26 protein-coding genes and 1 riboswitch are annotated in these 26,939 nt (G+C 66.7%); of the genes, 20 read left to right on the top strand and 6 right to left on the bottom strand.

The annotated features are described in order from the left end of the window. The first annotated feature begins 7 nt into the window (after nucleotides 1-7). Genes ACLV8F_RS04075 through ACLV8F_RS04060 form a run of 4 tightly spaced genes read left to right on the top strand, consistent with a single transcriptional unit; the run spans nucleotide 8 to nucleotide 3,143 of the window. Nucleotides 8-1,033, top strand: coding sequence for a branched-chain amino acid ABC transporter permease (locus ACLV8F_RS04075; RefSeq protein ID WP_411882967.1), 1,026 nt, complete (start codon nucleotides 8-10; stop codon nucleotides 1,031-1,033). Further along, complete coding sequence (locus ACLV8F_RS04070) at nucleotides 1,030-1,773, top strand: ABC transporter ATP-binding protein (protein ID WP_411882966.1); 744 nt, start codon at nucleotides 1,030-1,032, stop codon at nucleotides 1,771-1,773. The genes ACLV8F_RS04075 and ACLV8F_RS04070 overlap by 4 nt, the downstream gene beginning before the upstream one ends. Next, nucleotides 1,770-2,516 (top strand): ABC transporter ATP-binding protein, encoded by a 747-nt coding sequence (locus tag ACLV8F_RS04065; RefSeq protein ID WP_411882965.1) that lies wholly within the window; start codon nucleotides 1,770-1,772, stop codon nucleotides 2,514-2,516. The genes ACLV8F_RS04070 and ACLV8F_RS04065 overlap by 4 nt, the downstream gene beginning before the upstream one ends. Before the next feature lie 6 nt (nucleotides 2,517-2,522). Beyond that, nucleotides 2,523-3,143: an ATP-binding cassette domain-containing protein gene (locus tag ACLV8F_RS04060; protein ID WP_411882964.1), complete on the top strand. Its 621-nt coding sequence runs from the start codon at nucleotides 2,523-2,525 to the stop codon at nucleotides 3,141-3,143. Here the strand turns inward: ACLV8F_RS04060 and ACLV8F_RS04055 are convergent. After that, nucleotides 3,113-5,134 (bottom strand): acetoacetate--CoA ligase, encoded by a 2,022-nt coding sequence (locus ACLV8F_RS04055; RefSeq protein WP_411882963.1) that lies wholly within the window; start codon nucleotides 5,132-5,134, stop codon nucleotides 3,113-3,115. The genes ACLV8F_RS04060 and ACLV8F_RS04055 overlap by 31 nt on opposite strands. 64 nt (nucleotides 5,135-5,198) lie before the next feature. Then, a complete protein-coding gene (locus tag ACLV8F_RS04050; protein ID WP_411882962.1) occupies nucleotides 5,199-6,044 on the bottom strand; it encodes an NAD(P)H-binding protein in 846 nt (281 codons plus the stop codon). Nucleotides 6,045-6,153: 109 nt separating this feature from the next. Here ACLV8F_RS04050 and ACLV8F_RS04045 point away from each other — a divergent pair, with 109 nt between their 5' ends. The 9 genes from ACLV8F_RS04045 to ACLV8F_RS04005 all read left to right on the top strand — a co-directional run bounded on the left by ACLV8F_RS04045 (nucleotide 6,154) and on the right by ACLV8F_RS04005 (nucleotide 15,340). After that, nucleotides 6,154-7,083: a LysR family transcriptional regulator gene (locus tag ACLV8F_RS04045; protein WP_411882961.1), complete on the top strand. Its 930-nt coding sequence runs from the start codon at nucleotides 6,154-6,156 to the stop codon at nucleotides 7,081-7,083. Continuing rightward, nucleotides 7,073-7,522: a ribonuclease HI family protein gene (locus tag ACLV8F_RS04040; RefSeq protein WP_411882960.1), complete on the top strand. Its 450-nt coding sequence runs from the start codon at nucleotides 7,073-7,075 to the stop codon at nucleotides 7,520-7,522. The genes ACLV8F_RS04045 and ACLV8F_RS04040 overlap by 11 nt, the downstream gene beginning before the upstream one ends. 93 nt (nucleotides 7,523-7,615) lie before the next feature. Then, on the top strand, nucleotides 7,616-8,008 hold the full coding sequence (locus ACLV8F_RS04035) for a RidA family protein (protein ID WP_411882959.1): 393 nt from the start codon (nucleotides 7,616-7,618) through the stop codon (nucleotides 8,006-8,008). 66 nt (nucleotides 8,009-8,074) lie between these two features. Next, complete coding sequence (locus tag ACLV8F_RS04030; protein WP_411882958.1) at nucleotides 8,075-8,695, top strand: TetR/AcrR family transcriptional regulator; 621 nt, start codon at nucleotides 8,075-8,077, stop codon at nucleotides 8,693-8,695. Nucleotides 8,696-8,921: 226 nt separating this feature from the next. After that, nucleotides 8,922-9,806, top strand: a complete 885-nt coding sequence (locus ACLV8F_RS04025; RefSeq protein WP_411882957.1) for an alpha/beta hydrolase — start codon at nucleotides 8,922-8,924, stop codon at nucleotides 9,804-9,806. 326 nt (nucleotides 9,807-10,132) lie between these two features. Further along, on the top strand, nucleotides 10,133-11,077 hold the full coding sequence (locus ACLV8F_RS04020; RefSeq protein WP_411882956.1) for a methyltransferase: 945 nt from the start codon (nucleotides 10,133-10,135) through the stop codon (nucleotides 11,075-11,077). Next, on the top strand, nucleotides 11,074-12,372 hold the full coding sequence (locus tag ACLV8F_RS04015) for a phosphoribosylglycinamide synthetase C domain-containing protein (protein WP_411882955.1): 1,299 nt from the start codon (nucleotides 11,074-11,076) through the stop codon (nucleotides 12,370-12,372). The genes ACLV8F_RS04020 and ACLV8F_RS04015 overlap by 4 nt, the downstream gene beginning before the upstream one ends. A gap of 130 nt (nucleotides 12,373-12,502) precedes the next feature. Then, a complete protein-coding gene (locus tag ACLV8F_RS04010) occupies nucleotides 12,503-13,966 on the top strand; it encodes an iron-containing redox enzyme family protein (protein WP_411882954.1) in 1,464 nt (487 codons plus the stop codon). Between the two features lie 87 nt (nucleotides 13,967-14,053). Beyond that, entirely contained in the window at nucleotides 14,054-15,340 is a 1,287-nt protein-coding gene (locus ACLV8F_RS04005; RefSeq protein WP_411882953.1) for a solute carrier family 23 protein, read from the top strand. Nucleotides 15,341-15,415: 75 nt separating this feature from the next. On the opposite strand, the gene ACLV8F_RS04000 is transcribed toward ACLV8F_RS04005, so the two are convergent. The 4 genes from ACLV8F_RS04000 to ACLV8F_RS03985 all read right to left on the bottom strand — a co-directional run bounded on the left by ACLV8F_RS04000 (nucleotide 15,416) and on the right by ACLV8F_RS03985 (nucleotide 20,053). Then, the gene (locus tag ACLV8F_RS04000; RefSeq protein ID WP_411882952.1) at nucleotides 15,416-16,570 is read right to left on the bottom strand and encodes an ABC transporter substrate-binding protein; all 1,155 of its coding nucleotides are present in this window, start codon (nucleotides 16,568-16,570) and stop codon (nucleotides 15,416-15,418) included. A 247-nt stretch (nucleotides 16,571-16,817) separates the two neighbouring features. After that, a complete protein-coding gene (locus tag ACLV8F_RS03995; RefSeq protein WP_411882951.1) occupies nucleotides 16,818-17,969 on the bottom strand; it encodes an ABC transporter substrate-binding protein in 1,152 nt (383 codons plus the stop codon). Between the two features lie 262 nt (nucleotides 17,970-18,231). Then, the gene (locus ACLV8F_RS03990) at nucleotides 18,232-18,579 is read right to left on the bottom strand and encodes a hypothetical protein (protein WP_411882950.1); all 348 of its coding nucleotides are present in this window, start codon (nucleotides 18,577-18,579) and stop codon (nucleotides 18,232-18,234) included. Nucleotides 18,580-18,748: 169 nt separating this feature from the next. Further along, nucleotides 18,749-20,053 (bottom strand): glycine zipper domain-containing protein, encoded by a 1,305-nt coding sequence (locus ACLV8F_RS03985; RefSeq protein WP_411882949.1) that lies wholly within the window; start codon nucleotides 20,051-20,053, stop codon nucleotides 18,749-18,751. Nucleotides 20,054-20,195: 142 nt separating this feature from the next. On the opposite strand from ACLV8F_RS03985, the gene ACLV8F_RS03980 reads away from it, so the two are divergent. The 7 genes from ACLV8F_RS03980 to thiE all read left to right on the top strand — a co-directional run bounded on the left by ACLV8F_RS03980 (nucleotide 20,196) and on the right by thiE (nucleotide 26,936). Then, on the top strand, nucleotides 20,196-20,618 hold the full coding sequence (locus ACLV8F_RS03980) for a hotdog fold thioesterase (protein WP_411882948.1): 423 nt from the start codon (nucleotides 20,196-20,198) through the stop codon (nucleotides 20,616-20,618). Between the two features lie 141 nt (nucleotides 20,619-20,759). After that, a complete protein-coding gene (locus tag ACLV8F_RS03975) occupies nucleotides 20,760-21,704 on the top strand; it encodes a CysB family HTH-type transcriptional regulator (RefSeq protein ID WP_411883018.1) in 945 nt (314 codons plus the stop codon). A 49-nt stretch (nucleotides 21,705-21,753) separates the two neighbouring features. Further along, a riboswitch (TPP riboswitch) is annotated at nucleotides 21,754-21,874 on the top strand. Nucleotides 21,875-21,956: 82 nt separating this feature from the next. After that, nucleotides 21,957-23,873 (top strand): phosphomethylpyrimidine synthase ThiC, encoded by a 1,917-nt coding sequence (gene thiC / locus ACLV8F_RS03970; RefSeq protein WP_411882947.1) that lies wholly within the window; start codon nucleotides 21,957-21,959, stop codon nucleotides 23,871-23,873. Nucleotides 23,874-24,028: 155 nt separating this feature from the next. After that, nucleotides 24,029-25,090: a glycine oxidase ThiO gene (gene thiO, locus ACLV8F_RS03965; RefSeq protein WP_411882946.1), complete on the top strand. Its 1,062-nt coding sequence runs from the start codon at nucleotides 24,029-24,031 to the stop codon at nucleotides 25,088-25,090. 22 nt (nucleotides 25,091-25,112) lie between these two features. Continuing rightward, nucleotides 25,113-25,313 carry a sulfur carrier protein ThiS gene (gene thiS, locus ACLV8F_RS03960; RefSeq protein ID WP_411882945.1) on the top strand — a complete coding sequence of 67 codons (201 nt, stop codon included), beginning with the start codon at nucleotides 25,113-25,115 and terminating at the stop codon, nucleotides 25,311-25,313. Continuing rightward, a complete protein-coding gene (locus ACLV8F_RS03955; RefSeq protein WP_411882944.1) occupies nucleotides 25,314-26,135 on the top strand; it encodes a thiazole synthase in 822 nt (273 codons plus the stop codon). Nucleotides 26,136-26,297: 162 nt separating this feature from the next. Beyond that, a complete protein-coding gene (gene thiE / locus ACLV8F_RS03950) occupies nucleotides 26,298-26,936 on the top strand; it encodes a thiamine phosphate synthase (RefSeq protein ID WP_411882943.1) in 639 nt (212 codons plus the stop codon). The last annotated feature ends 3 nt before the right edge of the window (nucleotides 26,937-26,939 follow it).

Here is a 26,939-nt window from a genome sequence, read left to right as displayed (position 1 = left end):
ATTTCCCATGCAACTCGCTTCCGGCCGCGCGCCGCTGATCCCCTTACCAATGCTCGCCACCCTGCTGGTGCTGCTGTCCACGCCGCTGTGGGTGGGCCGCGTCGGGCTCTACCAATACCTGGCCCTGGAAATCATGATCTGGGTGCTGTTCGCCATGGGCTACAACCTGCTGCTCGGCTTCACCGGCCTGCCCTCCTTCGGGCACGGCGCGTTTTTCGGCGTGGGCGCCTATGCCTTCGGTTTGCTGCAGCTCAAGGTCTGGCCCAACCTGTGGTTCGACCTGGCCGGCGCGGTGCTGGTCACGGCCGTGCTGGGCGGCATCGTCGCGCTGTTCATCTCGCACCGGCGCGGCATTTATTACGCGCTGCTCACCATCGCCTTCGGCCAGGTGTTCTGGTTCGTCGCCAACAAATGGCACACCGTCACCGGCGGTGAGGACGGGCTGCTCAACATCAAGCGCCTGCCGGCCGATTTCGGCTTCGTGTCCTTCAACCTGTCGGGCAACAACGCGCTTTTCTTCTTTTGCCTGGCGCTGTTCGCGCTGGTGCTGCTGGGCCTGTGGCGGCTCATCCATTCGCCGCTGGGCCGCATCTTCAGCGCCATCAAGCAGAACGAAATGCGCGCGGCCTTCGTCGGCTACAACGTGTGGCTCTACAAATGGCTGGCCTTCACGATCTCCACCGCGGTCGCCGGCCTGGCCGGCGCGCTGTTCGCCATGGCGCAGCAGTCGGCCTACCCCAACGTCATGAGCCTGCATAACTCGGGCTTCGTCGTGATGATGGTGCTGATAGGCGGCGGCCTCGTGAGCTTCTGGGGCCCCGTCATAGGCGCGACCTTCTTTATCCTGGCGCGCGACCTGCTGGGCGCCTACACCGAAACCTGGCTGCTCTGGTACGGGCTGATCTTCATGGCCATGGTGCTGTTCAAGCCCGAAGGCATCGCCGGCGCATGGCAGGCCTGGAAGGCCAGGCCGCGGCGCAACGCGCTGGTCAACAACAGCAAGGCAGCCCCCGCGGCGGGAGGTGCACTGTGAAGCTCTTTGAGGCCAGCGGCCTGTCCAAACGCTTCGGCGCCCAGGTGGTGCTGCAGGACATCACGCTCAGTTTCGAAGAGGGCCAGCTCAACGGCATCATGGGCCCCAACGGCGCGGGCAAGACCACCTGCTTCAACGTGCTGACGGGCCGCTACAAGCCCGACCGCGGCCGCGTGACCTTTGCCGGCGAAGACATCACGGGTTTGTCGCCGCGCGAGATCGCGCGCAAGGGCGTGTCGCGTTCCTTCCAGATCATGAACCTGTTCGACAGCTACACCGCGCTGGACAACGTGCTGGTGGCCACGCCGCACGTGCGCAAGCAGGGCTTCAACCCCTGGCGCGACCTGGGCGCCGACAGTACGGCGCAGCAGCTGGCCGCCGCCATCCTCGAACGCGTGGGCCTCAAGGGCAAGGAGCGCACGCTGGCCAGCAGCCTGTCTTACGGCGAGCGCCGCGCGCTGGAAATTGGCGTGGCGCTGGCGGCCGAGCCGCGCATGCTCTTCCTGGACGAACCCACCGCCGGCCTGGGCGCCGAAGGCACGGCGCGCCTGATGGAGCTGGTGAAAGAACTCAAGCGCCAGCTCACCATTGTGATCATCGAACACGACATGAACTTCCTCTTCAAACTCGCCGACCAGATCTCGGTCATTCACTGGGGCCAGGTCATCAGCCAGGGCACGCCCGACCAGCTGCGGCAAAACGAATGGGTGCGCCGCTCCAACCTGGGAGCGCTGGCATGAGCGCGGTCCTCAAATCCGTCATACAGACCGTCTCCGAACCGGCCGACATGCTGGCCGTGGAGCGCATAGACACCTTCTACGGCGAGACGCAGGTGCTGTTCGACGTGTCGCTCAAAGTCGGCGCCGGCGAAGTGGTGGCGCTGCTGGGCCCCAACGGCGCGGGCAAGACCACGCTGCTGCGTTCCATCCTGGGCCTGACGCCGCCGCGCAAGGGAAGCATAGCGTTCGACGCGCGCGACATCACACGCATGCCCACGCACGAGATCGCCAAGGCCGGCATGGGCTGGGTGCCCGACGACCGCCGCATCTTCCCGACGCTGACGGTGGCGCGCAACCTGGCCATCGCGCGCAAGGCCACGCGCTTCCGGTCCTGGCACGAAAAAGAGTGTTTTGAAATCTTCAGCGCGCTCGAGTACCTGATGCACCGCGAGTGTGAAAACCTCTCGGGCGGCGAGATGCAGATGGTCGCGATCTCGCGCGCGCTGCTGGGCTCGCCCGGCCTGGTGCTCTTCGACGAACCCAGCCAGGGCCTGGCGCCCAAGGTGGTGCAGGACGTGATGAAAACCATCAGCCGGCTCAAGGCCGAAGGCATCGCGGTGCTGGTGGTCGAGCAGAACGTGCAAAGCGCGCTGCAGGTGGCCGACCGCGCCTATGTGATGAACCAGGGCGTGATCGTCCACGAGGGCCCCGCGGCTCAATTGCGTAACGACGCCGTGCTGTGCCGGCAACTTTTGGGAGTTTGAGCCAGCATGAGCCATCCACTTTTACGCGTCGAGAACGTCGCCAAGCAATACCAGCGCGGCCTGATCCGCAAGACGACCACCTTTTCACTGAACGCCGACTTCGAGGTGAGCAAGCCTTGCGTGGTCGGCGTCATGGGCCCCAACGGCTCGGGCAAGACCACGCTGTTCGAGCTGATCACCGGCAGCAACCTGCCCAGCGCGGGCCGCGTGCTGGTCAACGGCCAGGACATCCACCAGGTGCGCACACGCGAGCGCGACCGGCTGGCCATCCACTACCACCAGTCCTACCAGGTGCGGTCCTTTCAAAAGACCAAGCCCGACTTCATGCTGGCGCATGCGCAAAGCGATTCGCCGCTGGTGCATCTGTTCGACGAGCCGCAGTTCAACACGCAGGACGGCTACATCGGCTTCATGCTGGACTTCTTCGCGAAGCTCAAGGCCAACGGCCGGCTGGTGTTTTTGTGCCTGCACCCGAACGAGCCCTACCACGTCGACATCCTGCGGCAGTGCTGCGAGCGTTTCATCTTTGTGCAGAAAGGCGCGGTCAGCGAGGCGCCCGATTTCGACACGCTGGCGCAGGACGAGAAGGTGCGGACCTATTTGGGCGCGTTGGCGCCGGCGCGCTGATTCGCGAAGGCCAGGTACCAGTCCAGGCAGGCCGGGTTGGCCATCGCGTCGCGGTTCACCACCTTCTCGAGCGGCTGGCCCAGCAGCAGTTTTTTGATCGGCAGCTCCTGCTTCTTGCCCGACAGCGTGCGTGGAATCTCGGGCACGGCGAAGATGTCGTTGGGCACAAAGCGCGGCGACAGCGCGGTCTTGACCGCGTGGTTCAACCGCGCCTTCATGGCCTCGTCCAGCGTGTGGCCGGGGCGTAGCACGACAAAAAGCGGCATGTAACTTTCGCGGCCCAGGTATTCAAGGTCCACCACCAGCGAGTCCAGCACTTCGGGCAGCGCCTCGATGGCGCTGTACAGCTCGCTGGTGCCCATGCGCAGGCCGTGGCGGTTGATGGTGGCGTCACTGCGGCCGTAAATGATGCAGCTGCCCGAGGGCGTGACCTTGAGCCAGTCGCCGTGCCGCCAGATACCGGGGTAGGTGTCGAAGTAGCTCGCCAGGTAGCGCTGGTTGTCCTTGTCGCCGACGAAGTAAAGCGGCATGGAGGGCAGCGGCTGCGTGCAGACCAGTTCACCGACCTCGCCGACGACGGACTCGCCCTTGTCGTTCCAGGCCTCGACGGCACAGCCCAGGATGCGGCACTGCATTTCGCCGGGGACCACGGGCAGTTCGCGGTTGCCGCCTATGAAGGCCCCCGCGAAGTCCGTTCCCCCTGAAATATTGCACCACCAGATATCAGGGTTGCCGATCTTCGTGAACTGCGCCGTTCCCCAGCGCTGTGTGTCCTCGCTGAGCGGCGATCCCGTCGTGCCCAGCGTGCGCAGCCGGCCCAAGTCACCGCACTGCGCGACGTCAACGCCCGCCTTCATGCAGTTGGCAAAAAAGGCCGCACCCGCGCCGAAGAAGGTCGCGCGTGTGCTCGCGACAAAGCGCCACAGCGTGCTCCAGTCGGGTTTGTCCTTGTTCGTGCCGGCCGGGTTGCCGTCGTAGATGCAGCAGGTCGTGCCGTTGAGCAGGCTGGCGGCCTGCACGTTCCACATGATCCAGCCGGTGGAGCTGTACCAGTGGAAGCGTTCGGGGTTCGCGGGGTCGGCATGGCTGGGCGCCAGGTCGTTGTGCAGGCGCAGCAGCGCCAGCCCCACCAGCGCCACGCCGCCGTGGCTATGAACGATGGGCTTGGGCAGGCCGGTGGTGCCGCTCGAATAAACAATCCAAAGCGGATGCTCGAAAGGCAGCCAGAGCGGCTCGAAGGCGGCGGTCTGCGCATCGTCACGCGCGACGGCATCCGCAAAGCGCGCATGGCCGGCCGGCAAACCCGATGCCGGAAGAATCTCATGAATGAGCACGTGCGTGACGCTGGGCAGCGCCGCCACCAGCTCGGCCACCGCCTCGCCGCGCGCCATGTCGCGCCCGCCGTAATGCACACCGTTGCAGGCGATCAGCACCGTGGGTGCGATCTGGCGGAAGCGGTCGAGCACGGCGGGCGTGCCCATGTCGGGCGCACACACACTCCAGACCGCGCCCAGGCTGGCCGTCGCGAGGAAGGCGACCATGGTCTCGGGCGTATTGGGCAGGTAGGCGGCCACGCGATCGCCGGGCTGCACGCCTTGCGCTTTCAGGTGCAGCGCCAGCGAAGCTGCCTGGCGGCGCATCTCGGCCCAGCCCAGTTCCCGCGGCGCGTCACCCGCGGCCAGGCTGGCTTCGCCGTGGCTGACGATGGCCGGCACACCGGCCGCTTCGGCTGCGGCCGCATGGCGGAACACCTGCTGCGCGTAATTGCCCTGCGCGCCGGGAAACCATTCAGCCCCCGGCATGCTGCGCCGGCCCAGCACTGCCGTATGCGGCGTGGGCGACTGGACCTCAAAGTAGTCCCAGATGCTTTGCCAGAAAGCGTCAAGGTCGCTGACCGACCAGCGCCACAAGGCTTCGTAGTTGTCGAAGGACAGGCCGCGTGTGGCCTGCAGCCAATTTTGGTAATGGCGTATCTGCGGAACAGGGGTCATGCAATAAGCTTACCCCGCGCCGGCCTCTCCACGCGTCGGGGATTCCCCCGTTGAGGCCGGTCTCTTACACCAGGGCCCGCAGCACCGCGTCGAGTTCCACGATGCCTTTGCGCGGCGTGTGCTCAAAGGACAGCCAGCCTTCGTTAAAGCCATCGAGCATGCGCATGCGCGGCTCCGGGTTCTTCATGCCCTGCGCGCTAAAGCTGGCCTGCCAGGTCTCGCGCGGCACCGCTTCAGCCCGCACCCCGGTGCGCAACAAGGGGGCAAGGCCGGCGGCGATGTCGTTCGGTGAATAGCGACTCGGTCCTTCAAGCTCGACGACACGGTGGCCTGTCCACCATTGCTGAAGGAGTTCAGCCGCCGTGCGGCCCACGTCGGCGGTGGCGACCATGGGAATCGCGCGGTCCAGCGGCTGCAGGAAGCTGGGGATGACGCCACTGTCGCGCGCGGGCGCCACATCCCAGGCGGCGTTTTCCATGAACCAGGCAGGCCTCAAGAAGGTCACCGGCATGGGTAAATTGCCCAGGCCTTGCTCCAGCAAACCCAGCTGACTCAGCAAGTTGGACTGTGTCGCCTGGGCGCCCACCGTCGAGATGCAGACCACGCGCGCCGGCCGCGCGGCCGCCAGGGCGCCTTGCAGCGCGGCGACGATGCGGCGCGTTTCCGTAAAGCCGGGCGAGGGGTCAAAGTGCGGCGGCAACAGCACAAACACCGCTTCGGCGCCCGTGAACGCTCGCGTGAGTGAGGCCTCGTCATTCATGTCGGCGAGCACTACCTCGCAACCCTGGCCCGCCCATGCCTGGCCCTTGGCCGGGTCGCGCACAACGGCCCGCACCGGTTTGCCTGCCGCCAGTAAAGTCCGCGCGACAACGCCGCCCACCTTGCCGGTAATTCCCGTGATCACATACATATTCGTTCCCTGGTTGCTGCGGCAAACACCGCGATGGACGAATTCTGGGCAAACCGCACCTATTTGGCGATAACATGAATGGCATTTGATTCATGACTGATTGGCATGTATGAACGGATTTGACGAGCGCATGCTCAACGGCATGGGCGTGTTTGCGGCCATCGTCGACGCCGGCACCTTTGCCGCCGCGGGCGAGCAGCTGGAGATGTCGCAGCCCGGCGTGAGCCGCGCCGTGGCACGCCTGGAAGCGCGGCTGGGCATACGCCTGTTCGACCGGACCACGCGCGCCATCTCGCTGACCGACGAGGGGCGCCGTTTTTACGAGCAGGTCATACCGCTGATGGCGGGCCTGGAAGAAGCCGCGGCCACGGCGGCCGGCGGCGCGACGGCGGTGCGCGGGCGCCTGCGCGTCAACGTGGACCCTTTCTTCTCGCGGCTGGTGCTGGGCCCCCGGCTCGGGTCTTTCATGGCGCGTTACCCGGAGCTGCAGCTGGACCTGGTGACCCGAGACCAGCTCGGCGACATGGTCGCCGACGGCTTTGACCTGGCGGTGCGCTTCGGCAACGCGGCGTCGTCCAGCCTGGTCTACCGCCGCCTGCTCGATTCGCGCATGGCCACCGTCGCGAGCCCCGCCTACCTCAAGAAGCACGGCCGCCCGCTGACGCCGCAGGAACTGGACCGCGGCTCCTCGCATGTCTGTATCGACTTCCGCAATCCCGAAACGGGCAAGCCCTTTAGCTGGGAGTTCCACCGCAAGCGCAAGAAGATCGAGATCTGGCCGGGCGCGCGCCTGACCGTCAACGACGCGGGGACGCTGCTGAGCGCCTGCCTCGCGGGCTACGGCATCGCGCAGATCATGACGCTGGGCTCGGAGGCTTTGCTGGCCAGCGGCAAGCTGGTGGAGCTGTTTCCCGACTGGCCGGACGAGCACTTCCCGCTCTACGCGCTGCATCCGTCGCGCCACCACCCGCCCGCCAAGACGCGGGCCTTTCTGGACTTTGTGGTCTCGCTGGCGCAGGAAGCTCGCGATGCGGCCTGAGGACGGGCTATGGACGATTTACTGCGACGGCAGCGCCGTGCCCAACCCGGGCCGCATGGGTATGGGCGCCGTGCTCACCGCGCCTGACGGCACGCAGCACACGCTGTCCCTCCCGGTTGAGGGCAGAGGCTGCAACAACGAAGCGGAGTTGCGCGCGCTGATGGCGGCCCTGCAACTTGCAAAGCAGGGCGGGGCAACCGCTTTGGTGATCCACTGCGACAACAGCGTGGTTGTTGAACAACTGGCCGGAACCGCCCTGGAGCCTTTTCTGCGCCTGGCCCCACTGTTTGACGAGGTGCGCGCCGAACTACGCTCTTTCGCGTCGGCGCGGCTGGTGTGGATACCGCGCCACCGCAACCGCGAGGCCGACGCCCTGGCGCGCGCGGCCGTGGGCTTGATGCCTAAAAGCCCCGCTCCTGTTGGCAAGCGCCGGCGTTAACGGCGGACGCGGATGCTTCGTTCCGGCGCGAAGCATGGCCATGCTGTTGCCGGGTACAAAGGGAGAACTCCACACCTCACCCCGTACACCGCCATGACCAAAGAAATCATTCGCGTCGAACCCCTGTCCACTTACCTGGAGCGATGGAAGGCGCCCACCTCGGTCGTTACGCGCCATGGCGACACGGTCTATGTCTCCGGCCTGCCGCCGTTTGACCCGGCCACGGGCGAAGTGATTGACGCGTCCATAGAGCGCCAGGCCGAGCTGGTGCTGGAGCAGATGAAGCTCTGCCTTGAAACGGCGGGGTCGTCGCTGGGCCAGGTGCTGAAATGCAATGTCTACTGCACTTCGGTCGAGAAGTTCGCGGCAGTCAATGCAATCTATGCCCGCTACTTTCCGCAAGACCCGCCGGCCCGGATTTTTGTCTGCGTGCCCGCCTGGCCGGGCCGCTTTGACATTGAGATGGATTGCGTCGCGGCCTGCTGAGGCAGCCAAAAACCGGGCCACAGGCAGGGATTTGCACTTTCGCACAATCGTGCTAATATCCGCGCCATGGACGCCAAGACCCAGAAAAGCGAGATGACCCGGACCGCGATCATTGGTGCGGGGATAGACCTTGCTTCGGCGGAAGGCCTGGAGGCCATCACCTTGCAGGCGGTGGCCGACCGCATCGGCATTTCCAAGAGCGGCGTGTTCTCGCGCATAGGCTCGCGAGAGGCTTTGCAAAAGGCCGTGATCGAGGAATACGGCCGGCGTTTCCTGGCCGACGTGTTTGTGCCCGCCATGCAGCAGCCCAAGGGCCTGCCGCGGCTGGACAGCATCGTGCAGCGCTGGATCGTGCGCATGCGCGATGTGGAAATCGAATCGGGCTGCATCTACACCGCGGGCGCCTTCGAGCTGGACGACCGCGAAGGCGAGCTGCGCGAGACCCTGCTGGGCCAGGTGACCCGCTGGCGCGCCGCGCTGAGGCGCACCGTGCTGCAGGCGGTGGAGGCCGGCCACCTGCAGGCCGACACCGACGCCGAGCAGCTGGTGGCGGAGATTTACGCCCTGTCCATGGGCTTGTTGCACGATGCCCGTTTCCTGCGCGACACGCGCGCGGCCGAACGGGCCCAGGCATCCTGGAAGCGCCTGCTCAAAAGCTACCAGGCAGAGGCAGCGACCCAAAAATAAGAGACAAACAAGCGCGGAAAGGGCAGCCACGCCATTTCCGGATATGTCGGCAAGTTCTAATTTCGCACGACTGTGCGGAGAAATGAGGAAATCATGTTGATCCTGATCATTGCCCTGGGTGTATTTTTCGGCGCCCGCGCCGTGATGGCGGCCCTGGCTTCGCTGCGCGGCCTGCCGCGCAGCAACGAAGACTGGGTCTGGTACTGAAGCGCGGAGGCGATACGCCATGACACGCACTTCCCTGCAAGCCACCTCGGCCTTCTACAACGCCAGCCCGCTGACGCGCATCTTCCGCTGGGGCCTGGGCGCTTCGCAGCAGCTGTGGCCGGCGCTGGCCGTGCGCGCGGCCTACCGGCTGTTCGGCACGCCGCTGCCGCCCAAATGGATCAGCCGCCGCCGAAGCTGGAGCCCCGAATGGCACATCGAGCAGTGGCCGTTTGAGGACGCCAGCCTGACGCTGTATTCGCGCCCCGCCGCGCCGCAGGGTCCCGTCGTGCTGCTGGTGCACGGCTGGGGCGGCCATGCCGGGCAGATGCTGGCGCTGGCCGATCAATTGAGCGCGCAAGGCCTGCGGCCTGTCATGGTCGAGATGCCGGCGCACGGCCGCAGCGGCGGCTCGGTCAGCAACCTGCCGCAGTTCGCGCGCGTGCTCGAGTACGTGGCGGCGCGCCTGCAGCAGCAAGGGCACACGCTGCGCGCGCTGGTGGCGCATTCGCTGGCGGCCAACGCCGGCGCCTATGCGGCCAGCCGCGGGCTGGCGGCCGGCCGCCTGGTGCTGCTGGCGCCGCCGGCCTCGCCGCTGGAATACACGCGGCTGTTCGCGCACGTGTTCGGCCTGCGCGAAACCACACGGGCGGCCATGCAGCGGCGCATAGAGGCGCGCGAAGGCGTGTTGATGCCGCAGTTCGAGCCCGCCGCGGTCGGCCCGCGCATCACGCTGCCCACGCTGGTGGTGCATGACCGGCAGGACAGCATCAACCGCTTTGCCGACGGCGTGGCCTACAGCGAGGCGATTGCGGGCGCGCGCCTCGTCGCCACCGAAGGGCTGGGCCACCGCAAGATCCTCAAAGACGACGGGGTGCTGCGCGAAGTGGCCGCCTTCCTGGCCTGACCGGGGTTGCTCCTTCTCCCTCCGGGAGAAGCTTGGCCTGTCCTGAGCCTGTCGAAGGGGGATGAGGGCTGGCGGCGCTTGCGCAACGCCCTGCGTGGTTGGAGGTCGCTGGCCCTCACCCTAGCCCTCTCCCGGAGGGAGAGGGAACAAGACAAGGTGGCCGGGAATTTGGAGTGACTCTGCGCCGCGCAGCCGTCCTACGGCGTGCGGCAGCGGCGTCCCACAGCGGTGGAACGACGGAGAAAAGACAGTAGCGGGACATTCCGGCAGCCCGCCGCTTTTCTCCATTTTTCTTTCCTGCCCTGCTGATGCCCACGACCTCACCGATGCACACAGCCCTCGTCCATCTCGGCGCCTGGCTGCGCTATGCGCATTACGAATTCACCACCGTCACACCCGCCACGCAGGCGCGCGTCAACGCCAGGCCGGGTACCGGCAAGGCCCGCACCCTGCGCGGCGTGTTCGGCTGGAGCCGGCCTTTCGATTCCACGCTGCTGCCCGCCGATGCCTTTGAAGCGATGCAGTCGGGCAACCTGCTGGAGCCGCAGGCCGGGCTGTTTCGCAGCACGGTGCGCTTTTCCAGCCTGGGCCGCATGCTGTTCGCGCACAGTGCCTACCCGACGCAGGGCGCCGACGCGGTGTTCTTCGGGCCGGACACCTGCCGCTTTGCCGCGCTGATCGAAAGCACGCTGCGTGAGCAGCCGCTGAAAGAGGGCGCGCGCATCCTCGACGTGGGCTGCGGCGCGGGGCCCGGCGGGCTGGTGGCTGCGAAGCAGAACGGCCTGCCGGCGGAGCTGGTGCTGGCCGACATCAACCCGCAGGCGCTGGCCTATGCGCGTGCCAATGCCGAGCTCAACGGCATGGCAAACGCGCAGTGCCGGCAAGGCGACCTCTACGGCGCGGCCGATGGCCAGTTCGACCTCATCGTCGCCAACCCGCCCTACCTGGTGGACCCGGCCGGGCGCACCTACCGCAACGGCGGCGGCAGCCTGGGCACCGGCCTGGGCGAACGCATCGTCGCCGAAGGCATCGCGCGGCTGCGCCCGGGCGGGCGCTTGCTGCTGTACACCGGCGTGCCCATCCTGGAAGGCCACGACCCCTTCCTGGTCGCGGTGGAACCGGCTCTCAAGCGCGCGGGCTGCCGCTTCGACTACCGCGAACTCGACCCGGACGTCTTCGGCGAGGAGCTCGAGACGCCGGCCTATGCCGCGGCCGACCGCATCGCCGCGGTCGCCCTTACCGTGTGGCAGCACGGCGAGGCCCGGCCATGAGGTTTCTCGGCATAGGCGACTACAACGACCTGGGCGCGATGTATTACGGGCTGGCGCGGCGCGGCCATGAGGTGCGCGTGTGCGTCGCGAACCCGGCTTACCGCGACGTTTACGGCGGCATGCTGGATTTCACCGCCGACTGGCAGGCCGAACTCGGCTGGCTGCGCGAGGCCGGCGAAGACGGCATCGCGCTGTTTGAATCGGCCACGCAGGGCCAAACGCAGGACGCGCTGCGGCGCGAGGGCTTCCAGGTCATAGGCGGCAGCGCCTTCGGCGACCGTCTGGAGGCCGACCGCGCCTTCGGCCAGCAGGTGCTGCAGGGTTTCGGCCTGCGCCTGGCGGTGACCCACGGTTTCACGGCCTATGCGCCGGCGCTGGACTTCCTGCGCCGCAAGGGCGGGCGCTATGTGCTCAAGTTCAACGGCGCCGACAACCCGCGCACGCGCAACTACATCGGCGAACTCGACGACGCTTCGGACATGCTGGCGCTGCTGGCCACCTACGCAGCCTACCCGGGCACGCGCGAGCAACCCGACTTCGTGCTCATGGAGTTTGTGCAGGGCGTGGAGGCCGGCGTCGGCGCCTACTTCAACGGCAGCGAGTTTTTATCGCCGGCCTGCCTGGACTTCGAGCACAAGCGCTTCTTCACGGGCGAACTCGGCGAGTTGACCGGCGAGATGGGCACCATCGTGAGCTACCGGGGTTCGGACAAACTCTTTGCCGCCTCGCTCGCGAAGATGGCGCCGCTGCTGCGCGAAGGCGGCTACTGCGGCTACATCAACCTCAACATGATCGTCAACGAAGAAGGCCTGTGGCCGCTGGAATTCACCAGCCGCTTCGGCTACCCGGGCTTCGCGATCTGCGAGGCGCTGCATGAAGAAGCCTGGGACCGCATTTTCCGCCGCATGCTCAGGAAGGACGGCCTGCAGGTCGCCACGCGCGCGGGCTACGCGGCCGGTGTGGTGCTGACGGTGCCGCCCTTTCCCTACACCCACGGTTATGACGAATTGTCCAAAGGCGCACCGCTGAGCTTCCGCCCCGGCATGACGGCGGCGGACCACGCGGCGCTGTATTACGCGGAGGTGGAGCGCCGCGGCGGGCACCTGGTGACCAGCGGCAGCACGGGCTATGTCGGCGTGGCCACCGGCACCGGCGACACGGTGGGCGCGGCGCGCGACGCGGCCTATGCACTGGCGCGCCAGGTGGTGCTGCCCAACCTGCGTTACCGCACCGACATCGGCGAACGCGTGGAGCGCAGCGACCTGCGCCGGCTTGCCGAATGGGGCTGGCTCTAGGAGCCGCCGAAATTTTTTGACATACCCACCGTAGGAAAGCGCCCACGGTCGGCGGCGCGAAGAACCTATACATAGGCGCGGGCGGCGAACGAATACTGGCCTTTCGTTCAACTCCTCCCCAAGCTTCCTTATGTTTGTTGCCGCCCACGAATGGTCGCCCCCGCGAAATGCGCAACGCCACGCATCCGGCGAGCTTTCTCGCGCCCACCATGACGGACGCTTGCGGCATTTGTATGAAAGCCTGTTGCAAGGTGAACCCGGCGACGCGCTGCGACATGCGGCCCGCGCCTTTCTGCAAACGGAACTGGCGGCGGTGCAAGACCAGGACTGCGACCTGCCCGCGTCGCCGCAGGATTTGCCGGCCTGGATGCACAACGCCGCCCAGTTGGCCCATGCGCAATACCTGGCCTACCTGGAAGAAAGAAAAGCCGGCGCGCCGCGCCGCTACTTCAGCAACCGCGCGCATGCGCTGCACTTTCTGCGCGGCGTGGCGCCGACCAAGCTGGTCGACGGCGCCTGGCTTTACGGCCTGCTGCGCCACTGGCGCAACCCGCGCTTTGGCGACCTGGTGCGCACCTACCTGGAAGAGCTGGGCGACGGCTTGGCCGGCAAGAACCACGTGCTGCTGTACCGCAAGCTGCTGGCGCAGCACGGGCTGGATCCCGTCACCGGGCTGGACGACGACGCCTACCGGCAAGGTGCGCTGCAACTGGCGCTGGGCTGGAGCGCGGAAGAATTTTTGCCCGAGGTGATCGGCTTCAACCTCGGTTATGAACAGTTGCCGCTGCACCTCCTGATCACGGCTTACGAACTCAACGAGCTCGGTATAGACCCGTATTACTTCACGCTGCACGTCACGGTCGACAACGACGACACCGGCCATGCGCGGCGCGCGGTGCAGGCCGTGCATGAGGCCCTGCCGAAACTCGGTGGCAGCGAAGATTTCTGGCGCCGTGTGCGCAAGGGCTGCAAGCTCAGCGGGGCCGGCATGGGCACGCGCGAGGTCATCGCCGGCTTCGACATTGATGCCGAGGTGCTGCGCATCCTCTCGCAGAAAAGCGCGGCCGGCCATGGCGCGCATTCGGACTACTGCCGAGTCGCGGGCCGCAGCGTGAACGACTGGCTGTCGCAGCCGGCGCACATTCCCGGTTTCCTGGTGGCGCTGCAGGATGCGGGCTGGATCAAGCTCGGCGCGCCCGCGAACGAGAGCCGCTTCTGGGGCCTGCTGCAAGGTGAGCGTGCCGAGATGTTCGGTGTGTTCAGCCCCTATGAGCTGCAGGTGATCCATGACTGGCTGCGCGGCGACGCCAGCGCGGACGGGCAGGCCTATGCGGAATCGGCGCCCACCGGCCCGCGCCGCGCCAGCTTTCGCGCGGCGGCCCGGCTGGCGGCGCTTCGGCAAGCCGGCGGCGCCGGCATGCCGGACGGCGAAGACCTGCTCGACAGCGACCTGCAGCAGCTGAAGCAGCAACTGGCCGCCACGCCGGATGCGCCGGCCGCCGCGCAACTGCTGGTCGAAGCGATGTCGCCCAGCACGCACTGGACGCCGGCCGGCCTCTACGCAACCCGGCTGTTCCAGCAGACCTTTGCCTGACGTCGCTGCGCCGCTTTAAAGTGGCGGCCTTGTGCGCCACCGCCATTGCCCCTAGCATTGCCTCACTTAACAATCGGAGGAGATGCCATGGCAATGTTCGACTGGACGGAAAAAAGCAGCGCGGTGCTGCAACAAGGCGGCGTGATCGGCCCCGATGAACGCCTGCCCTGGCCGCAGACCGCGGTGATGGGCGTGCAGCACGTCATCGCGATGTTCGGCGCCACGGTGCTGGCGCCTATTCTCATGGGCTTTGACCCCAACATCGCCATCCTGATGAGCGGTATAGGCACGCTGATCTTTTTCCTCGTCACAGGCGGCAAGGTGCCCAGCTACCTCGGCTCCAGTTTCGCCTTCATCGGCGTGGTGATCGCCGCCACGGCTTATGCGGGCAAGGGCCCCAATGCGAACCTGGGCGTGGCGCTGGGCGGCATCATCGCCTGCGGCGCGCTCTACACGCTGATAGGCGTGGTCGTGCAGTCCATAGGCACGGGCTGGATTGAGCGCTTCATGCCGCCCGTGGTCACCGGCGCGGTGGTGGCCGTGATCGGCCTGAACCTGGCGGGCATTCCCGTCAAGAACATGGCCGCGAACAACTTCGACGCCTGGATGCAGGTGGTGACCTTCGTCAGCGTGGCGCTGGTGGCGGTGATGACGCGCGGCATGGTGCAGCGCCTCTTGATCCTGGTCGGGCTGATCTTGGCCAGCGTGATTTACGCGGTGCTCACCAACGGCCTGGGCCTGGGCAAGCCGATAGACCTCTCGGGCATCGCCAACGCGGCCTGGGTCGGCCTGCCGGGCTTCACGGCGCCGGTGTTCAGCCTGAACGCGATGCTGCTGATCGCGCCGGTGGCCATCATCCTGGTGGCGGAAAACCTGGGCCACATCAAGGCCGTGACGGCCATGACCGGAAAGAACCTGGACGCCTACATGGGCCGGGCCTTTATCGGTGACGGCGTGGCCACCATGGTCTCGGGCGGCGCGGGCGGCACGGGCGTGACGACCTATGCCGAGAACATCGGCGTGATGGCCGCGACCAAGATCTACTCGACCGCCGTCTTTGTGGTGGCGGCGTTGATTGCGGTGGTGCTGGGTTTCAGCCCCAAGTTCGGCGCGCTGATCCAGGCGATTCCGCTGCCGGTGATGGGCGGCGTGAGCATCGTGGTGTTCGGCCTGATCGCGGTGGCCGGCGCCAAGATCTGGGTCGATAACAAGGTGGATTTTTCGGACAACAAGAACCTGATCGTCGCGGCCATCACGCTGGTGCTGGGCACGGGCGACTTCACGCTGCGCTTCGGCCAGTTCGCGCTGGGCGGCATAGGCACGGCGACCTTTGGCGCGATCCTGCTCTACGCATTGCTCAATCGCAAACGCTGAACCACGCCACAACAAAAAAGCCCCGGCTGGTCGACGACCAGCCGGGGCTTTTTCATGCCGGCGTGGCGGCCGGGATCAGCCCAGGAAACGGCCGGCGGAGCCCAGCACGCCCAGGTCCACAAATTTGGAACCCACAAAAGGCGCGGCGGCGGCGTAGTCCACGCTGAAGCCGCCCAGGTCGAACTTCTGCAGGCCGGCCAGCGCGGTGCGCAATTTCGCGCGCGTCAACTCACGGCCGGCGCGCTCCAGGCCCTCGGCCAGCACGCGGGTGTTGACGTAGCTCTCCAGGCTGCCCAGCGAGAACTCCGTCTGGCCGATGGCGCGCATCGCGGCCTGGTAGTCGCGCACGACCGGGCTCTTGGCGCGGTAAGGATCGGGGAACACCATGGTCAGCGCCAGGCCCGAACCGGCGGCGCCCAGCGCCTTGAGGCCGTCGGCGGTCAGCGTGACGCTCAGGCCCGCGACCGGCAGCATGGGCGAGGCTTTCTTGAGCGCGGCGATCAGCCCCACCGACGCGGCGCCCGCCGTGCCCAGCAGCACGGCGCCCGGCCTGGCGGCGGTGATCTGGCTCACCACCTCGCTGAGGTTCCTGCCGTCGGTGGCCAGCGCGGCTTGCGCCACCGCCTTGGCGCCCTGCGCCTGCAACGCCTGCACGGCGTCGGCCAGCACCTCCTTGCCGAAGCCGTTGTCCAGCTGGACGATGGCCAGGTCCTTGATGCCCATGCCCACGAGCTTTTGCACCAGGCGCCGGGCTTCGTCGGTGTAGCTGGCGCGCACGTGGAACACGTTGCGCATGCCGGGCTTGCGCAGCGAGGACGCGCCCGTCATCGGCGCGACGTAAGGCAGGCTGGACTCTTCAATCAGGGGCAGGATGGCCGCATTGTTGGGCGTGCCGACGCAGGACATCAGCGCGAACACGCTGCCCTCGCTGATCATCTTCTTGACGTTGTCCACCGTGCGCTGCGGCACGTAGCCGTCGTCCATCATCTGGAACTGCAGCACGCGGCCGTTCACGCCGCCCCTGGCGTTGATCTGGCCCATGGCGGCTTCCACGCCGAGTTTGAGGTCCACGCCAAAGCCGGCCAGCGGGCCGCTGAGCGCACCCGACGAACCGATGCTGAGGGCCTTGGCGCTCAGGCCGTCCTGGGCGTGGGCGCTGCGGATGAAAGCGGGGGCGGCGGCGAGCGCGGCCCATTGAGGGGCGAGCGAAAGAAAGCGGCGGCGAAACATCGCGAAGTTCTCCGGAACAGGGTGGCCCGGCGGGCCAAAAAGAAACAGGGCCGGATAGGCCTTGTTCAGAACACCGGCTGGGATAACAGCCAGGTTGGTTTAAATCGGAAAAATCTCGCTGCCTGCCCATTTCATGACGCCGCGGGGCGCTTGCCTGGCGGGGCTGGCAAAGGCTTGTGAATAACGGAAATGTCAACGCCCCGGCCAGCCCATAGACGGGCCCGGGGGCTTTAACCCAGCATGGCGGTTAACCGATAAAGCGGCCGCTGGCGCCCAGCACGCCGAGATCCACAAACTTCGACCCCGCGAACGGCGGCGCGGCGTAGTCGACGCTGAAGCCGCCGAGGTCGAACTTCTGCAGGCCGGCCAGCGCGGTGCGCAATTTGGCGCGCGTCACGTCGCGGCCGGCACGTTCCAGGCCCTCGGCCATCACGTAGGTGTTGATATAGCTCTCCAGGCTGCCGAGCGAAAACTCCTGTTGCCCGATGGCGCGCATCGCGGCCTGGTAGTCGCGCACCACCTGCAGCTTGGCGCGATACGGGTCGGGGAACACCATGGTCAGCGCCAGGCCGGCGCCGGCCGCGCCCAGCGCCTTGATGCCGTCGCCAGCCAGCGTGACGCTCAGCCCCGCGACGGGCAGCATGGGCGAGGCCTTCTTGAGCGCGGTGATCAGGCCGACAGAAGCAGAGCCTGCGGTGCCCAGCAGCACGGCGCCGGGTTTGCCCGCGACGATCTGGCTCACCACCTCATTGAGGTTCTTGCCGTCAACGGCCAGTGCCGCCTGCGCGGCCGCTTTTGCACCCTGCGCCTGCAAGGCGCGGTTGACGTCGGCCAGCACTTCCTTGCCGTAGTCGTTGTCGAGGTAGACGACCGCAAGGTCCTTGATGCCCATGCTCACAATCCGCTGCACCAGGCGCTGGGTTTCTTCGGTGAAGCTGGCCCGCACATGGAAGACATTGCGCATGCCGGGCTTGCGCAGCGACGAGGCGCCCGAGCGCGGCCCGACGTAAGGCAGGTTGGACTCTTCGATCAGCGGCACGATGGCAGTGTTGTTGGGCGTGCCCACGCAGGACATGAGCGCAAAAATGCTGCCGTCGCCGATCATTTTCTTGACGTTGTCGGCGCTGCGCTGCGGCACATAGCCGTCGTCCATCATCTGGAATTGCAGCACGCGGCCGTTCACGCCGCCCTTGGCGTTGATCTGGCCGATGGCCGCGTCCACGCCCAGCTTGAGTTCGGCGCCCACGCCGGCCAGCGGGCCGCTGGTCGCACCCGTGCTGCCGATGGTGATGGCCTTGGCGCTCAAGCCCTCCTGGGCATAGGCATTGCGGACGAAAGCGGGGGCGGCGGCAAGCGCGGCCAATTGAGGGGCGAACGAAAGAAAGCGGCGGCGAAACATCGCGAAATTCTCCGGAACGGGGTTGGCCGGCGGGCCAAAAAATGAGACAGGCCCGTACAGGCCTGTTCACGACACCGGCAGCGATCACAGCCAGGTTGGTTGAAGTCTAAACAAGCCCTAGGGGAAACCCTGATGCAAAACTGACAGCTCACCCTAAATTCGGGCAGCGTCCGGGCGCGAAGAGATGCGGAGGGGAAAGAGAGGGGGAAAGGTGAAAGCCCGCATGCCGGAGCGGCAGCCGGTCTCTGCCTGGCGCCTCAGTTCAGGGCGCGGCGCGGCGCGTGGCCTGGGCCAGCGCGGCTTTGGTGAGCTTGAGTTCGTGCTCCAGGTCGGCGCGTTCGCCGATCTGCTGCTCCAGCACCTCGTTGACCTGGGCCAGGTCTTCGGCGGATTCCTGGATGCGGGTTTCCAGGGCGTCGGTTTTTTCCAGGGCCTGGGCCACGTCGCCGGTCTGCACGTGGGGCGGGATTTCCTGTTTGAGCACGGTGTTGATCACCAGCAACTCGGCAGCCGACTGCTCGACCGTGTCTTTCACGGACTCGTTCTTGTCCAGCGCGCGTTGCAGGGGCGTGTCAGCGGATGCGGAGGCGGCAGAGGGCTGCTGGGGCATGTCAGTGGCCTTGATGGAAATTGCAAAATCGTTGCCGATGGGAGTCCTCCGGAAAAGCGAGGGCTTACAAACGGCGATGCGCGGGAGTCGCGGACGATTTTACGCGCTTAGTGCGCTGGCACACATTCAAAGGCTTTAGCCGGGCTGGGGTATACACCCGGGAGCCAGGCTAGCGGGCTTTTGCGGGCTTGGCCGCGCGGGCCGCCGGTGGTGGCGCGGAAGCCGGCGTGGCCGGCGCCGGGCTGAAGATCTTGCCTAGCGTGGCGCCTATGCGGGCGCCTATCGCCGTGCCCACGCCCGGCAACACGGCGGTGCCCACCACGGCGCCCGCGATGGCGCCGGGGGGCACGGAGAATTTCACCTTGTCGAGCGGCCCGCTGACGGTCAGCGGAACGCCCACGATGCCGTCCACCAGGTCGACGGCGAATTCGGCCTCGATCTGGCGGTTGGCGATTTTGGCCTCGCCCGATGCGGTGAGTGAACCCGAAGTCGCCTTGAGGTCCGTGTAAGTTGCCACCATGCCCTGCGGCGTGTTTTGCGTGTCCAGCCGGCCGGTGACCGAATCCAGCGGCGTCTGCCCGTCGTGCTCCTTGCCGGCCGTGCGCACGGCCTTGTCGAGGTCAAATCGCAGCAGCGTGGACTTGCCCATGGTGAAGGGTGTTTGTGTGTGCAGCGTCTGCGCGAGCTCGCCCACCGTGTCGCCGTTGGCGGAAAGCGTGGTGTCGCCCGAGGCCTTGCCGCCTATGACGGAGCGGCGGTTAAAGGCGGCCAGCGCGCTTTCGATCTCGATGCCCTGCGGCTTGAGCTTGCCCTCCAGGTGCATGCGGCCGCCGGCGCGGAAGTCCAGCCGGACTTCGCCGTCCGCCGTGCCGCCGCCCACATGGATGCGCGCGGCCCAGCGGTCGTCCTGGCCCTGGCGGGTCAGCACCAGATCGGTGACTGGCGTGAAGCCGGGCCGGCGCAGCGCGGCCTTGCGCGGGCGCCAGCCGGGGTCGAAATCGATCTCGCCGTCGTACACCACGGCGATGCCGCGGCGTGAAACCCAGGTGACGTCGCTGAATACGAAGCGCGCCAGCGGCAGTTCTTCGGTGGCCATTTCTTCTTTTTCACGGCCGCCGCCCAGGCCCCGCAGTGACAGCTGGGGCACCACGGCGCCTTCCAGCTCGGCCCGGTCTATCTTGATGCGGCGCTGCCACAGCGCGAACAGGTCCGGGTAAGCCGTGAGTTTTTTGATCAGGATGGGCTGGGGCTGGTCCGTCGCGACGTCCTCGATCACCACGGCGGGCGAGGGTAACAGCCGCCAGTGCAGCGCGCCCACGCGGACCTTGACGCCCAGCTGCCGCTCCAGTTCCACCGAGGCGCGACGGGCCAGTTCCTCGTCGGGCGGAATCAGGCGCAAGGCGACCACCCAGGCCGCGCCCACCACCAGCACCGCAATACCCAGGCCCAACAGCCATTTGCCCTTGCGTGTCATTGAAGCGCCCTTTTCATGCTGCCCAGCTTAGACCGCGGCGCGGCTGTTGCCGAGGCGACAAGGTGCCCACCTTCTGTAGGCCGCCAGCTTATAGAGTCTTATAGAGTCGGGTATTCACACCCCCCTGGAGCCTCCCGCCATCATGCGCATCTGGAAACAAGCCATCTCCGTCGAACTGCTGACCGCCTCCACGGCCGATACCGCCGTGACCCATCTGGGCATTGAATTCCTGGAAGTCGGTGACGACTTCATTCGTGCGCGCGTACCGGTGGACCGCCGCACCGTGCAGCCCTACGGCCTGCTGCACGGCGGCGTGGCTGTGGCGCTGGCCGAAACCCTGGGCTCCTGCGGCGCGGCCTTCGCGGCGCCCGAGGGCCACCGCACCGTGGGGCTGGACATCAATGCCAACCACCTCAGGGGCACGACCAGCGGCTGGGTCACCGGCATCACACGGCCGGTGCACATAGGCCGCAGCACCCAGGTCTGGCAGATCGAACTGACGAACGACGCGGGCGAGCTGACCTGCGTGTCACGCATCACCATGGCCGTGCTGCTGCCTAAATAACAAAACTCGGCTCCTTCAGTAACTTCTTAGTTGTTTTGGCTATTTAAAAGGAATTAATCAGTAGTTCCTCAAACAAGGGCTGCTGCCCACAATCCGGTGTTTGACCTCTTTCAACACCGCGCCGCGCGCGCCCTCGCCACCATGAATTTCCAGCAACTGCGCTCCATGCGCGAGGCCGTGCGATGCAACTTCAACCTGACCGACGTGGCCAATGCCCTGCACACCTCGCAGCCCGGGGTGAGCCGGCAGATACGCGAACTGGAGGAAGAACTCGGCATTGAACTCTTTGTGCGCGCCGGCAAGCGCCTGACGGGCCTGACCGAGCCGGGCGCCCATGTGCTGCCCATCATCGAGCGCCTGCTGCTGGAGAGCAGCAACCTGAAAAAAGCCGGCCAGGAATTCATGTCGCAGCAAAGCGGCCTGCTGTCCATCGCCGCCACGCATTCGCAGGCGCGCTACGCCCTGCCGCCGGCCGTGCAGGAATTCCGCGCCCAGTTCCCCAACGTGAAACTGCATTTGCACCAGGGCTCGCCCAAGCAGGTGGCCGACATGCTGATGTCGGGCGAGGTCGACGTGGGCATCGCCACCGAGGCGCTCAACGACTACCCCGACCTCGTCGCCCTGCCCTGCTACCGCTGGACGCATTCGGTCATCGTGCCGCCCGGCCATGCGCTGCTGGACGGCCCGCTGACGCTGGAGAGCCTGGCGCGCTTCGCGCTGATCACCTACGACACGGGCTTTACCGGCCGCTCGCACATCGACCAGGCCTTCACGCAACGCGGCCTGGCGCCCAACATCGTGCTGACGGCTATGGATGCCGACGTGATCAAGACTTACGTGCAGCTGGGCATGGGTGTGGGCATCGTGGCCTCCATCGCCTACGAGGCCGAACGCGACACCGCGCTGCGCGCGCTGGACGCGGGCGCGCTGTTCGGCATCAACCTGACCAAGCTGGCGGTGCGGCGCGGCAATTATCTGCGCGCGTATGTCTATGCGTTCATCGAGTCCTTCGCGCCCACGCTGAGCCGCGCCGTGGTCGAGAAGACCCTGAGCGACGAGCCGGGCGCCGCGAGCTACGACATCTAGGGCCTCCAGGCGCTTCGTTGCCAGGAGCGGCGCGCGTGCATACAATGGGCCCAGCTTGTCGGGGTGCCAAAGATCTTCCGTAAGGAATGTCGAGGCTGAGATCGCAGTATGCGAGACCCGCTGAACCTGATCGGGATTATCCCCGCGTAGGGAACAACGCAATTGGCTCCGGCATTCCGTAGCGGCACCCCACAGACGCCGCCCATGGACCCTCCGGCTCCCCAGCAGGCACCCCACCTCCTGGAGAACCACATGGCCAAAACCCGACTCACCGTTGACACCCAAGACCTCACGAGCCGCATCACGCGCGCGCCCTTTCCCGGCTCGGCAAAAATCTACATCGAAGGCTCGCGCCCCGACATCCGCGTGCCCTTTCGCGAAGTCACGCTGACGGACACCCTGGTGCACGAAGGCGCCGGTGAGCCGCGCCGCGAGGCCAACCCGCCGCTGCGCCTCTACGACGCCTCGGGCGTCTACACCGATCCGGCCTCTCCCATCGACATCACGCGCGGCCTGCCGCCGCTGCGCGGCGCCTGGATCAACGAGCGCCAGGACACCGAAGCCCTGCCCGGCATCAGCAGCGCCTACGGCCGCGAACGCCTGAACGACCCGGCGCTGGCCGCGCTGCGCATGGCGCATGCGCCCGTGCCGCGCCGCGCCAGGGCCGGCGCCAACGTGTCGCAAATGCATTACGCGCGCAAAGGCATCATCACGCCGGAGATGGAATACATCGCGGTGCGCGAAAACCTGGTGCGCGCGCAGCTGGCCGAGCGCCTGGCGACCGAACGTTTGCCGAAAAAAGGCCATTCCTTCAACGCGTCCATCCCGAAAGAGATCACGGCCGAGTTCGTGCGCGACGAAGTGGCGCGCGGCCGCGCGGTGATCCCGAACAACATCAACCACCCCGAGAGCGAGCCGATGATCATCGGCCGCAACTTCCTGATCAAGGTGAATGCCAACATCGGCAACTCCGCGGTCACCTCCAGCATCGAGGAAGAAGTCGACAAGCTGGTGTGGTCGATACGCTGGGGCGCCGACACGGTGATGGACCTCTCGACCGGCGAGAACATCCATGAAACCCGCGAATGGATCCTGCGCAACTCGCCGGTGCCCATCGGCACGGTGCCGATTTACCAGGCACTCGAAAAAGTCAACGGCAAGGCCGAAGACCTCACGTGGGAAATCTTCCGCGACACGCTGATCGAACAGGCCGAGCAGGGCGTGGACTACTTCACCATCCACGCCGGCGTGCGCCTGGCCTATGTGCCGCTCACGGCCAACCGACTGACGGGCATCGTCTCGCGCGGCGGCTCCATCATGGCCAAGTGGTGTCTGTCGCACCACAAGGAAAGCTTTCTGTACGAGCGCTTCGAAGAGATCTGCGAGATCATGAAAGCCTATGACGTGTGTTTCTCGCTGGGCGACGGCCTGCGTCCGGGCTCGATTGCCGACGCGAACGACGAAGCGCAGTTCGCCGAGCTGCACACGCTGGGCGAGCTCACGCAGATCGCCTGGAAGCACGACGTGCAGGTGATGATCGAAGGCCCCGGCCACGTGCCGCTGCAGCTGGTGAAGGAAAACGTCGACAAGCAGCTCGAGGCCTGCTTCGAAGCGCCCTTCTACACGCTGGGCCCGCTGATCACCGACATCTCGCCGGGCTACGACCACATCTCCTCGGCCATGGGCGCGGCCAACATCGGCTGGTACGGCACGGCCATGCTGTGCTACGTGACGCCCAAGGAGCACCTGGGCCTGCCGAACCGCGACGACGTGAAGCAGGGCCTGATCGCCTACAAGATCGCCGCGCATGCGGGCGACCTGGCCAAGGGCTACCCGGGCGCGCAGATGTGGGACAACGCGGTGTCCAAGGCGCGCTTCGAGTTCCGCTGGGAAGACCAGTTCCGCCTGGCCATCGACCCCGACACGGCCATGGCCTACCACGACGAAACGCTGCCCAAAGAGAACGCCAAGGTGGCGCATTTCTGCTCGATGTGCGGGCCGAAGTTCTGCTCGATGAAAATTTCGCAGGAGGTGCGCGAGTTCGCGCGCCTCAACCCGGCAACGACCACGCTGGCCGCGCCCGGCGTGATCGCGATCAAGCAGGTGCACAGCGGTTTTGAAGAGAAGGCCAAGGAGTTCCGCGAAGGCGGCAGCGAGATTTATTCTTGATGTAATGACCTCTTGTTCCCTCTCCCTTTTCTCCATCCCCTCTCCCTCTGGGAGAGGGTTAGGGTGAGGGCTCCCCGAATTCCAATGGACTCCTCTTTTTCATCCGCCGCTGGCCCCCACCCCAACCCTCCCCCAGAGGGGGAGGGAGTGAAACCATGAAAACCCTCCACATCGGCATCGCGGGCGCGGGCCTGGCCGGCCGTACGCTGGCCTGGCGCCTGCTGCGCGCCGGCTGCCGCGTGAACCTGTTTGATGCGCGCAGCCGCGGCGACCTCGCCACGGCCTCCATGACGGCGGCCGCCATGCTGTCGCCGCTGGCCGAACTCGCGGTATCAGACGACGCCGTTTTCGCGCTGGGCCAGCGCTCCATGCAGCTGTGGCCGCAGTGGATTGCCGAACTCGCTGCCGAAGGCCTGCCGGTGTATTTCCGGCGCGAAGGCACGCTGGTCGTTGCGCACGCGCCTGACCAGAGTTCGCTCGCGCATTTCACCGGTCTCTTGCTGCACAAGCTGCCCGAGGCCGCGCGCGCGCAGGTGCACACGCTGGACGCGGCCGCGCTGGCCCGCGCCGAGCCGGCGCTGGCCGGGCGCTTCGGCAGTGGCTTGATGCTGGACGGCGAGGGGCAGCTGGCGAATGACCAGTGGATGGCCGCGCTCGCGGTGGAGATAGACCGCCTGGGCGGCACGTGGCTGGAAGGCCGGGCCGTCGACGCCGTGGAAGACGGCCATATCGCATGCGGGGGACAGTCCTACGGCGTGGACGTCGCGGTCGATGCGCGCGGCGTGGGCGCCAGGGAGAGTTGGCCGCAGTTGCGCGGCGTGCGCGGCGAGGTGCTGACGGTGGAATGCAAAGGTGTGAGCTTGCAGCGGCCGGTGCGCCTGATGCACCCGCGCTACCAGCTGTATGTGGCGCCGCGCCCGAACCACCAGTTTGTGGTCGGCGCGACCGAACTGGAGTCGGAAGACACGGGGCCTGTGACCTTGCGCTCCACGCTGGAACTGGGCAGCGCCTTGCACAGCCTGCACCCGGCTTTTGGCGAGGCAAGAGTGCTGCGCCTGGCCGCGGCCTTGCGCCCGGCGCTGGACGATCACCGGCCTACGGTGTCGCAACGGGATGGCGTGTGGCACATCAACGGCCTGTACCGCCACGGCTACCTGTGCGCGCCGGCGCTGGTGGACGGCTTGGTGCACCAACTAGTGGGACAGCACAATGGATGACATGACAACACCGGGAATTTCGATGAAGGTCTCACTGAACGGCGAAGCGATTGAAACCGACGCGCCAACTTTGCAGGCGCTGCTGCTGGCGCGTGGCTATGAACTTCAAGGCGCGTTTGCCTGCGCGGTGAACAGCACCTTTGTGCCGCGTCCCAAGTGGTCCGAGTGCGTCTTGAACAACGGCGACCGCATCGACATCGTCACCCCCATAACCGGAGGCTGAATGGACACGCCCACCACTTCTTCCCCCATCGCCCACGGCAGCCCCTGGACGGTTGCCGGCGTCACGCTGTCCAGCCGTTTTTTCCTGGGCACTTCGCACTACCCGTCGCCGCAGGTGCTGGGCGATGCGGTGCGCGCCAGCGGCACCGAGGTGCTGACGGTGGGCCTGCGCCGCCTGCAGCCCGAGAGCGGCGGCGGCAACAGTTTCTGGCAGCGCGTGCAGGCCATGAACTGCCGCATCCTGCCCAACACGGCGGGCTGCCACAGCGCCGAAGAAGCCATCACGCTGGCCCAGATGGCGCGCGAGATTTTCGGCACGCCGTGGATCAAGCTTGAAGTGATTGGCGACGACTACACGCTGCAGCCCGACACGGTGGCGACGCTGCAAGCCGCGACCACGCTGGCCAAAGAGGGCTTTGCCGTGTTCGCCTACACCACCGACGACCTGGTGATGGCGCAGCGCCTGCATGCGGCCGGCTGCGCGGCGGTGATGCCCTGGGCCGCGCCCATAGGCACGGGCCGCGGGCCGCTGAATCCCTACGCACTCGAAACCCTGCGCCGGCGTCTGCCCGATGCGGTGCTGGTGGTCGACGCCGGCCTGGGCCGGCCTTCGCATGCGGCGCAGGTGATGGAGCTGGGCTTTGACGCCGTGCTGCTGAACACGGCGGTCGCGCAGGCCGGCGACCCTGTACGCATGGCGCGCGCCTTTGCCGACGGCGTGGCGGCCGGGCGCGCGGCGTATGAGTCCACACCCATGCCGGAGCGCGCGGCGGCGCAGGCTTCGACACCGACGGTAGGCGTGCCGTTCTGGCATGCACCCTGATGCTTGCGAGGCCCTCACTTTCTTGCTCCCTCCCCCTCTGGGGGAGGGTTGGGGTGGGGGCCAACACGGCAAGCGCGCTCCAAATGCTTCAGCTTCCCTTTCACAGAGCCCCATCCCAACCTTCCCCCAGAGGGGGAAGGAGCAATAACCGGAATGACCGCCATGAATCCAGCTCCCTTTGCCCCCCTCACCGGCCCCATCGGTTTTTACCCCGTCGTGCCCAACGCCCGCTGGGTGCAGCGCCTGCTGGACTGGGGCGTGCGCACCATCCAGTTGCGCATCAAGGCGGCTGACCATGAGGATGCGGAAGACATCGCGTGGGAAGTCCGCACCGCGGTGGCGGCCGGGCGCGGCGTGCCGGGCGCGCAGGTCTTCATCAACGACCACTGGCAGCTGGCGCTGGAGTACGGCGCTTACGGCGTGCACCTGGGACAGGAAGACCTGGACACGGCCGACATCAGCGCCCTGCGCGAGGCCGGCCTGCGCCTGGGCCTGAGCACGCACACGCCGGCCGAACTCGCGCGGGCCAAGGCCGTGCAACCTTCGTACCTCGCGATAGGCCCGGTCTACCCAACCACACTCAAGGTCATGCCTTACGAGCCCGTGGGCCTGGAGCGCCTGAAGCTGTGGGTGAAGGACGCCGCGCCCTGCCCCGCCGTGGCGATTGGCGGTATCTCGCTGGCGCTGATGGAGGGTGTGATCGCCTGCGGCGTCGATGGCGTGGCGGTGGTCAGCGCGGTGACGCTGGCCGCGGACCCTGAGCAGGCTGCGCGCGAAGGCTTGCGGCTGGCCGGTTCTTGAGAA

It is taken from the genome of Polaromonas sp. YR568, from assembly GCF_943369675.1.
In the GTDB taxonomy this organism is placed as follows: Bacteria; Pseudomonadota; Gammaproteobacteria; order Burkholderiales; family Burkholderiaceae_C; genus Polaromonas.
This window is presented reverse-complemented; position numbering and strand designations above follow the sequence as displayed.

Bases quoted from the DNA above. Each gene is read 5' to 3' on its own strand.
- ACLV8F_RS03980 (WP_411882948.1), top strand. From the start codon at position 20,196: ATGCGCATCTGGAAACAAGCCATCTCCGTCGAACTGCTGACCGCCTCC.
- ACLV8F_RS04050 (WP_411882962.1), bottom strand. From the start codon at position 6,044: ATGTATGTGATCACGGGAATTACCGGCAAGGTGGGCGGCGTTGTCGCG.
- ACLV8F_RS03995 (WP_411882951.1), bottom strand. From the start codon at position 17,969: ATGTTTCGCCGCCGCTTTCTTTCGTTCGCCCCTCAATTGGCCGCGCTT.
- ACLV8F_RS04025 (WP_411882957.1), top strand. From the start codon at position 8,922: ATGACACGCACTTCCCTGCAAGCCACCTCGGCCTTCTACAACGCCAGC.
- ACLV8F_RS04045 (WP_411882961.1), top strand. From the start codon at position 6,154: ATGAACGGATTTGACGAGCGCATGCTCAACGGCATGGGCGTGTTTGCG.
- ACLV8F_RS04075 (WP_411882967.1), top strand. From the start codon at position 8: ATGCAACTCGCTTCCGGCCGCGCGCCGCTGATCCCCTTACCAATGCTC.
- ACLV8F_RS04055 (WP_411882963.1), bottom strand. From the start codon at position 5,134: ATGACCCCTGTTCCGCAGATACGCCATTACCAAAATTGGCTGCAGGCC.
- ACLV8F_RS04020 (WP_411882956.1), top strand. From the start codon at position 10,133: ATGCACACAGCCCTCGTCCATCTCGGCGCCTGGCTGCGCTATGCGCAT.
- ACLV8F_RS03985 (WP_411882949.1), bottom strand. From the start codon at position 20,053: ATGACACGCAAGGGCAAATGGCTGTTGGGCCTGGGTATTGCGGTGCTG.
- ACLV8F_RS03990 (WP_411882950.1), bottom strand. From the start codon at position 18,579: ATGCCCCAGCAGCCCTCTGCCGCCTCCGCATCCGCTGACACGCCCCTG.
- ACLV8F_RS04060 (WP_411882964.1), top strand. From the start codon at position 2,523: ATGAGCCATCCACTTTTACGCGTCGAGAACGTCGCCAAGCAATACCAG.
- ACLV8F_RS04065 (WP_411882965.1), top strand. From the start codon at position 1,770: ATGAGCGCGGTCCTCAAATCCGTCATACAGACCGTCTCCGAACCGGCC.
- ACLV8F_RS04005 (WP_411882953.1), top strand. From the start codon at position 14,054: ATGGCAATGTTCGACTGGACGGAAAAAAGCAGCGCGGTGCTGCAACAA.
- ACLV8F_RS04015 (WP_411882955.1), top strand. From the start codon at position 11,074: ATGAGGTTTCTCGGCATAGGCGACTACAACGACCTGGGCGCGATGTAT.
- ACLV8F_RS04035 (WP_411882959.1), top strand. From the start codon at position 7,616: ATGACCAAAGAAATCATTCGCGTCGAACCCCTGTCCACTTACCTGGAG.
- thiE (WP_411882943.1), top strand. From the start codon at position 26,298: ATGAATCCAGCTCCCTTTGCCCCCCTCACCGGCCCCATCGGTTTTTAC.
- ACLV8F_RS04000 (WP_411882952.1), bottom strand. From the start codon at position 16,570: ATGTTTCGCCGCCGCTTTCTTTCGCTCGCCCCTCAATGGGCCGCGCTC.
- thiC (WP_411882947.1), top strand. From the start codon at position 21,957: ATGGCCAAAACCCGACTCACCGTTGACACCCAAGACCTCACGAGCCGC.
- ACLV8F_RS03975 (WP_411883018.1), top strand. From the start codon at position 20,760: ATGAATTTCCAGCAACTGCGCTCCATGCGCGAGGCCGTGCGATGCAAC.
- ACLV8F_RS04030 (WP_411882958.1), top strand. From the start codon at position 8,075: ATGGACGCCAAGACCCAGAAAAGCGAGATGACCCGGACCGCGATCATT.
- ACLV8F_RS03955 (WP_411882944.1), top strand. From the start codon at position 25,314: ATGGACACGCCCACCACTTCTTCCCCCATCGCCCACGGCAGCCCCTGG.
- ACLV8F_RS04040 (WP_411882960.1), top strand. From the start codon at position 7,073: ATGCGGCCTGAGGACGGGCTATGGACGATTTACTGCGACGGCAGCGCC.
- thiS (WP_411882945.1), top strand. From the start codon at position 25,113: ATGAAGGTCTCACTGAACGGCGAAGCGATTGAAACCGACGCGCCAACT.
- ACLV8F_RS04010 (WP_411882954.1), top strand. From the start codon at position 12,503: ATGTTTGTTGCCGCCCACGAATGGTCGCCCCCGCGAAATGCGCAACGC.
- thiO (WP_411882946.1), top strand. From the start codon at position 24,029: ATGAAAACCCTCCACATCGGCATCGCGGGCGCGGGCCTGGCCGGCCGT.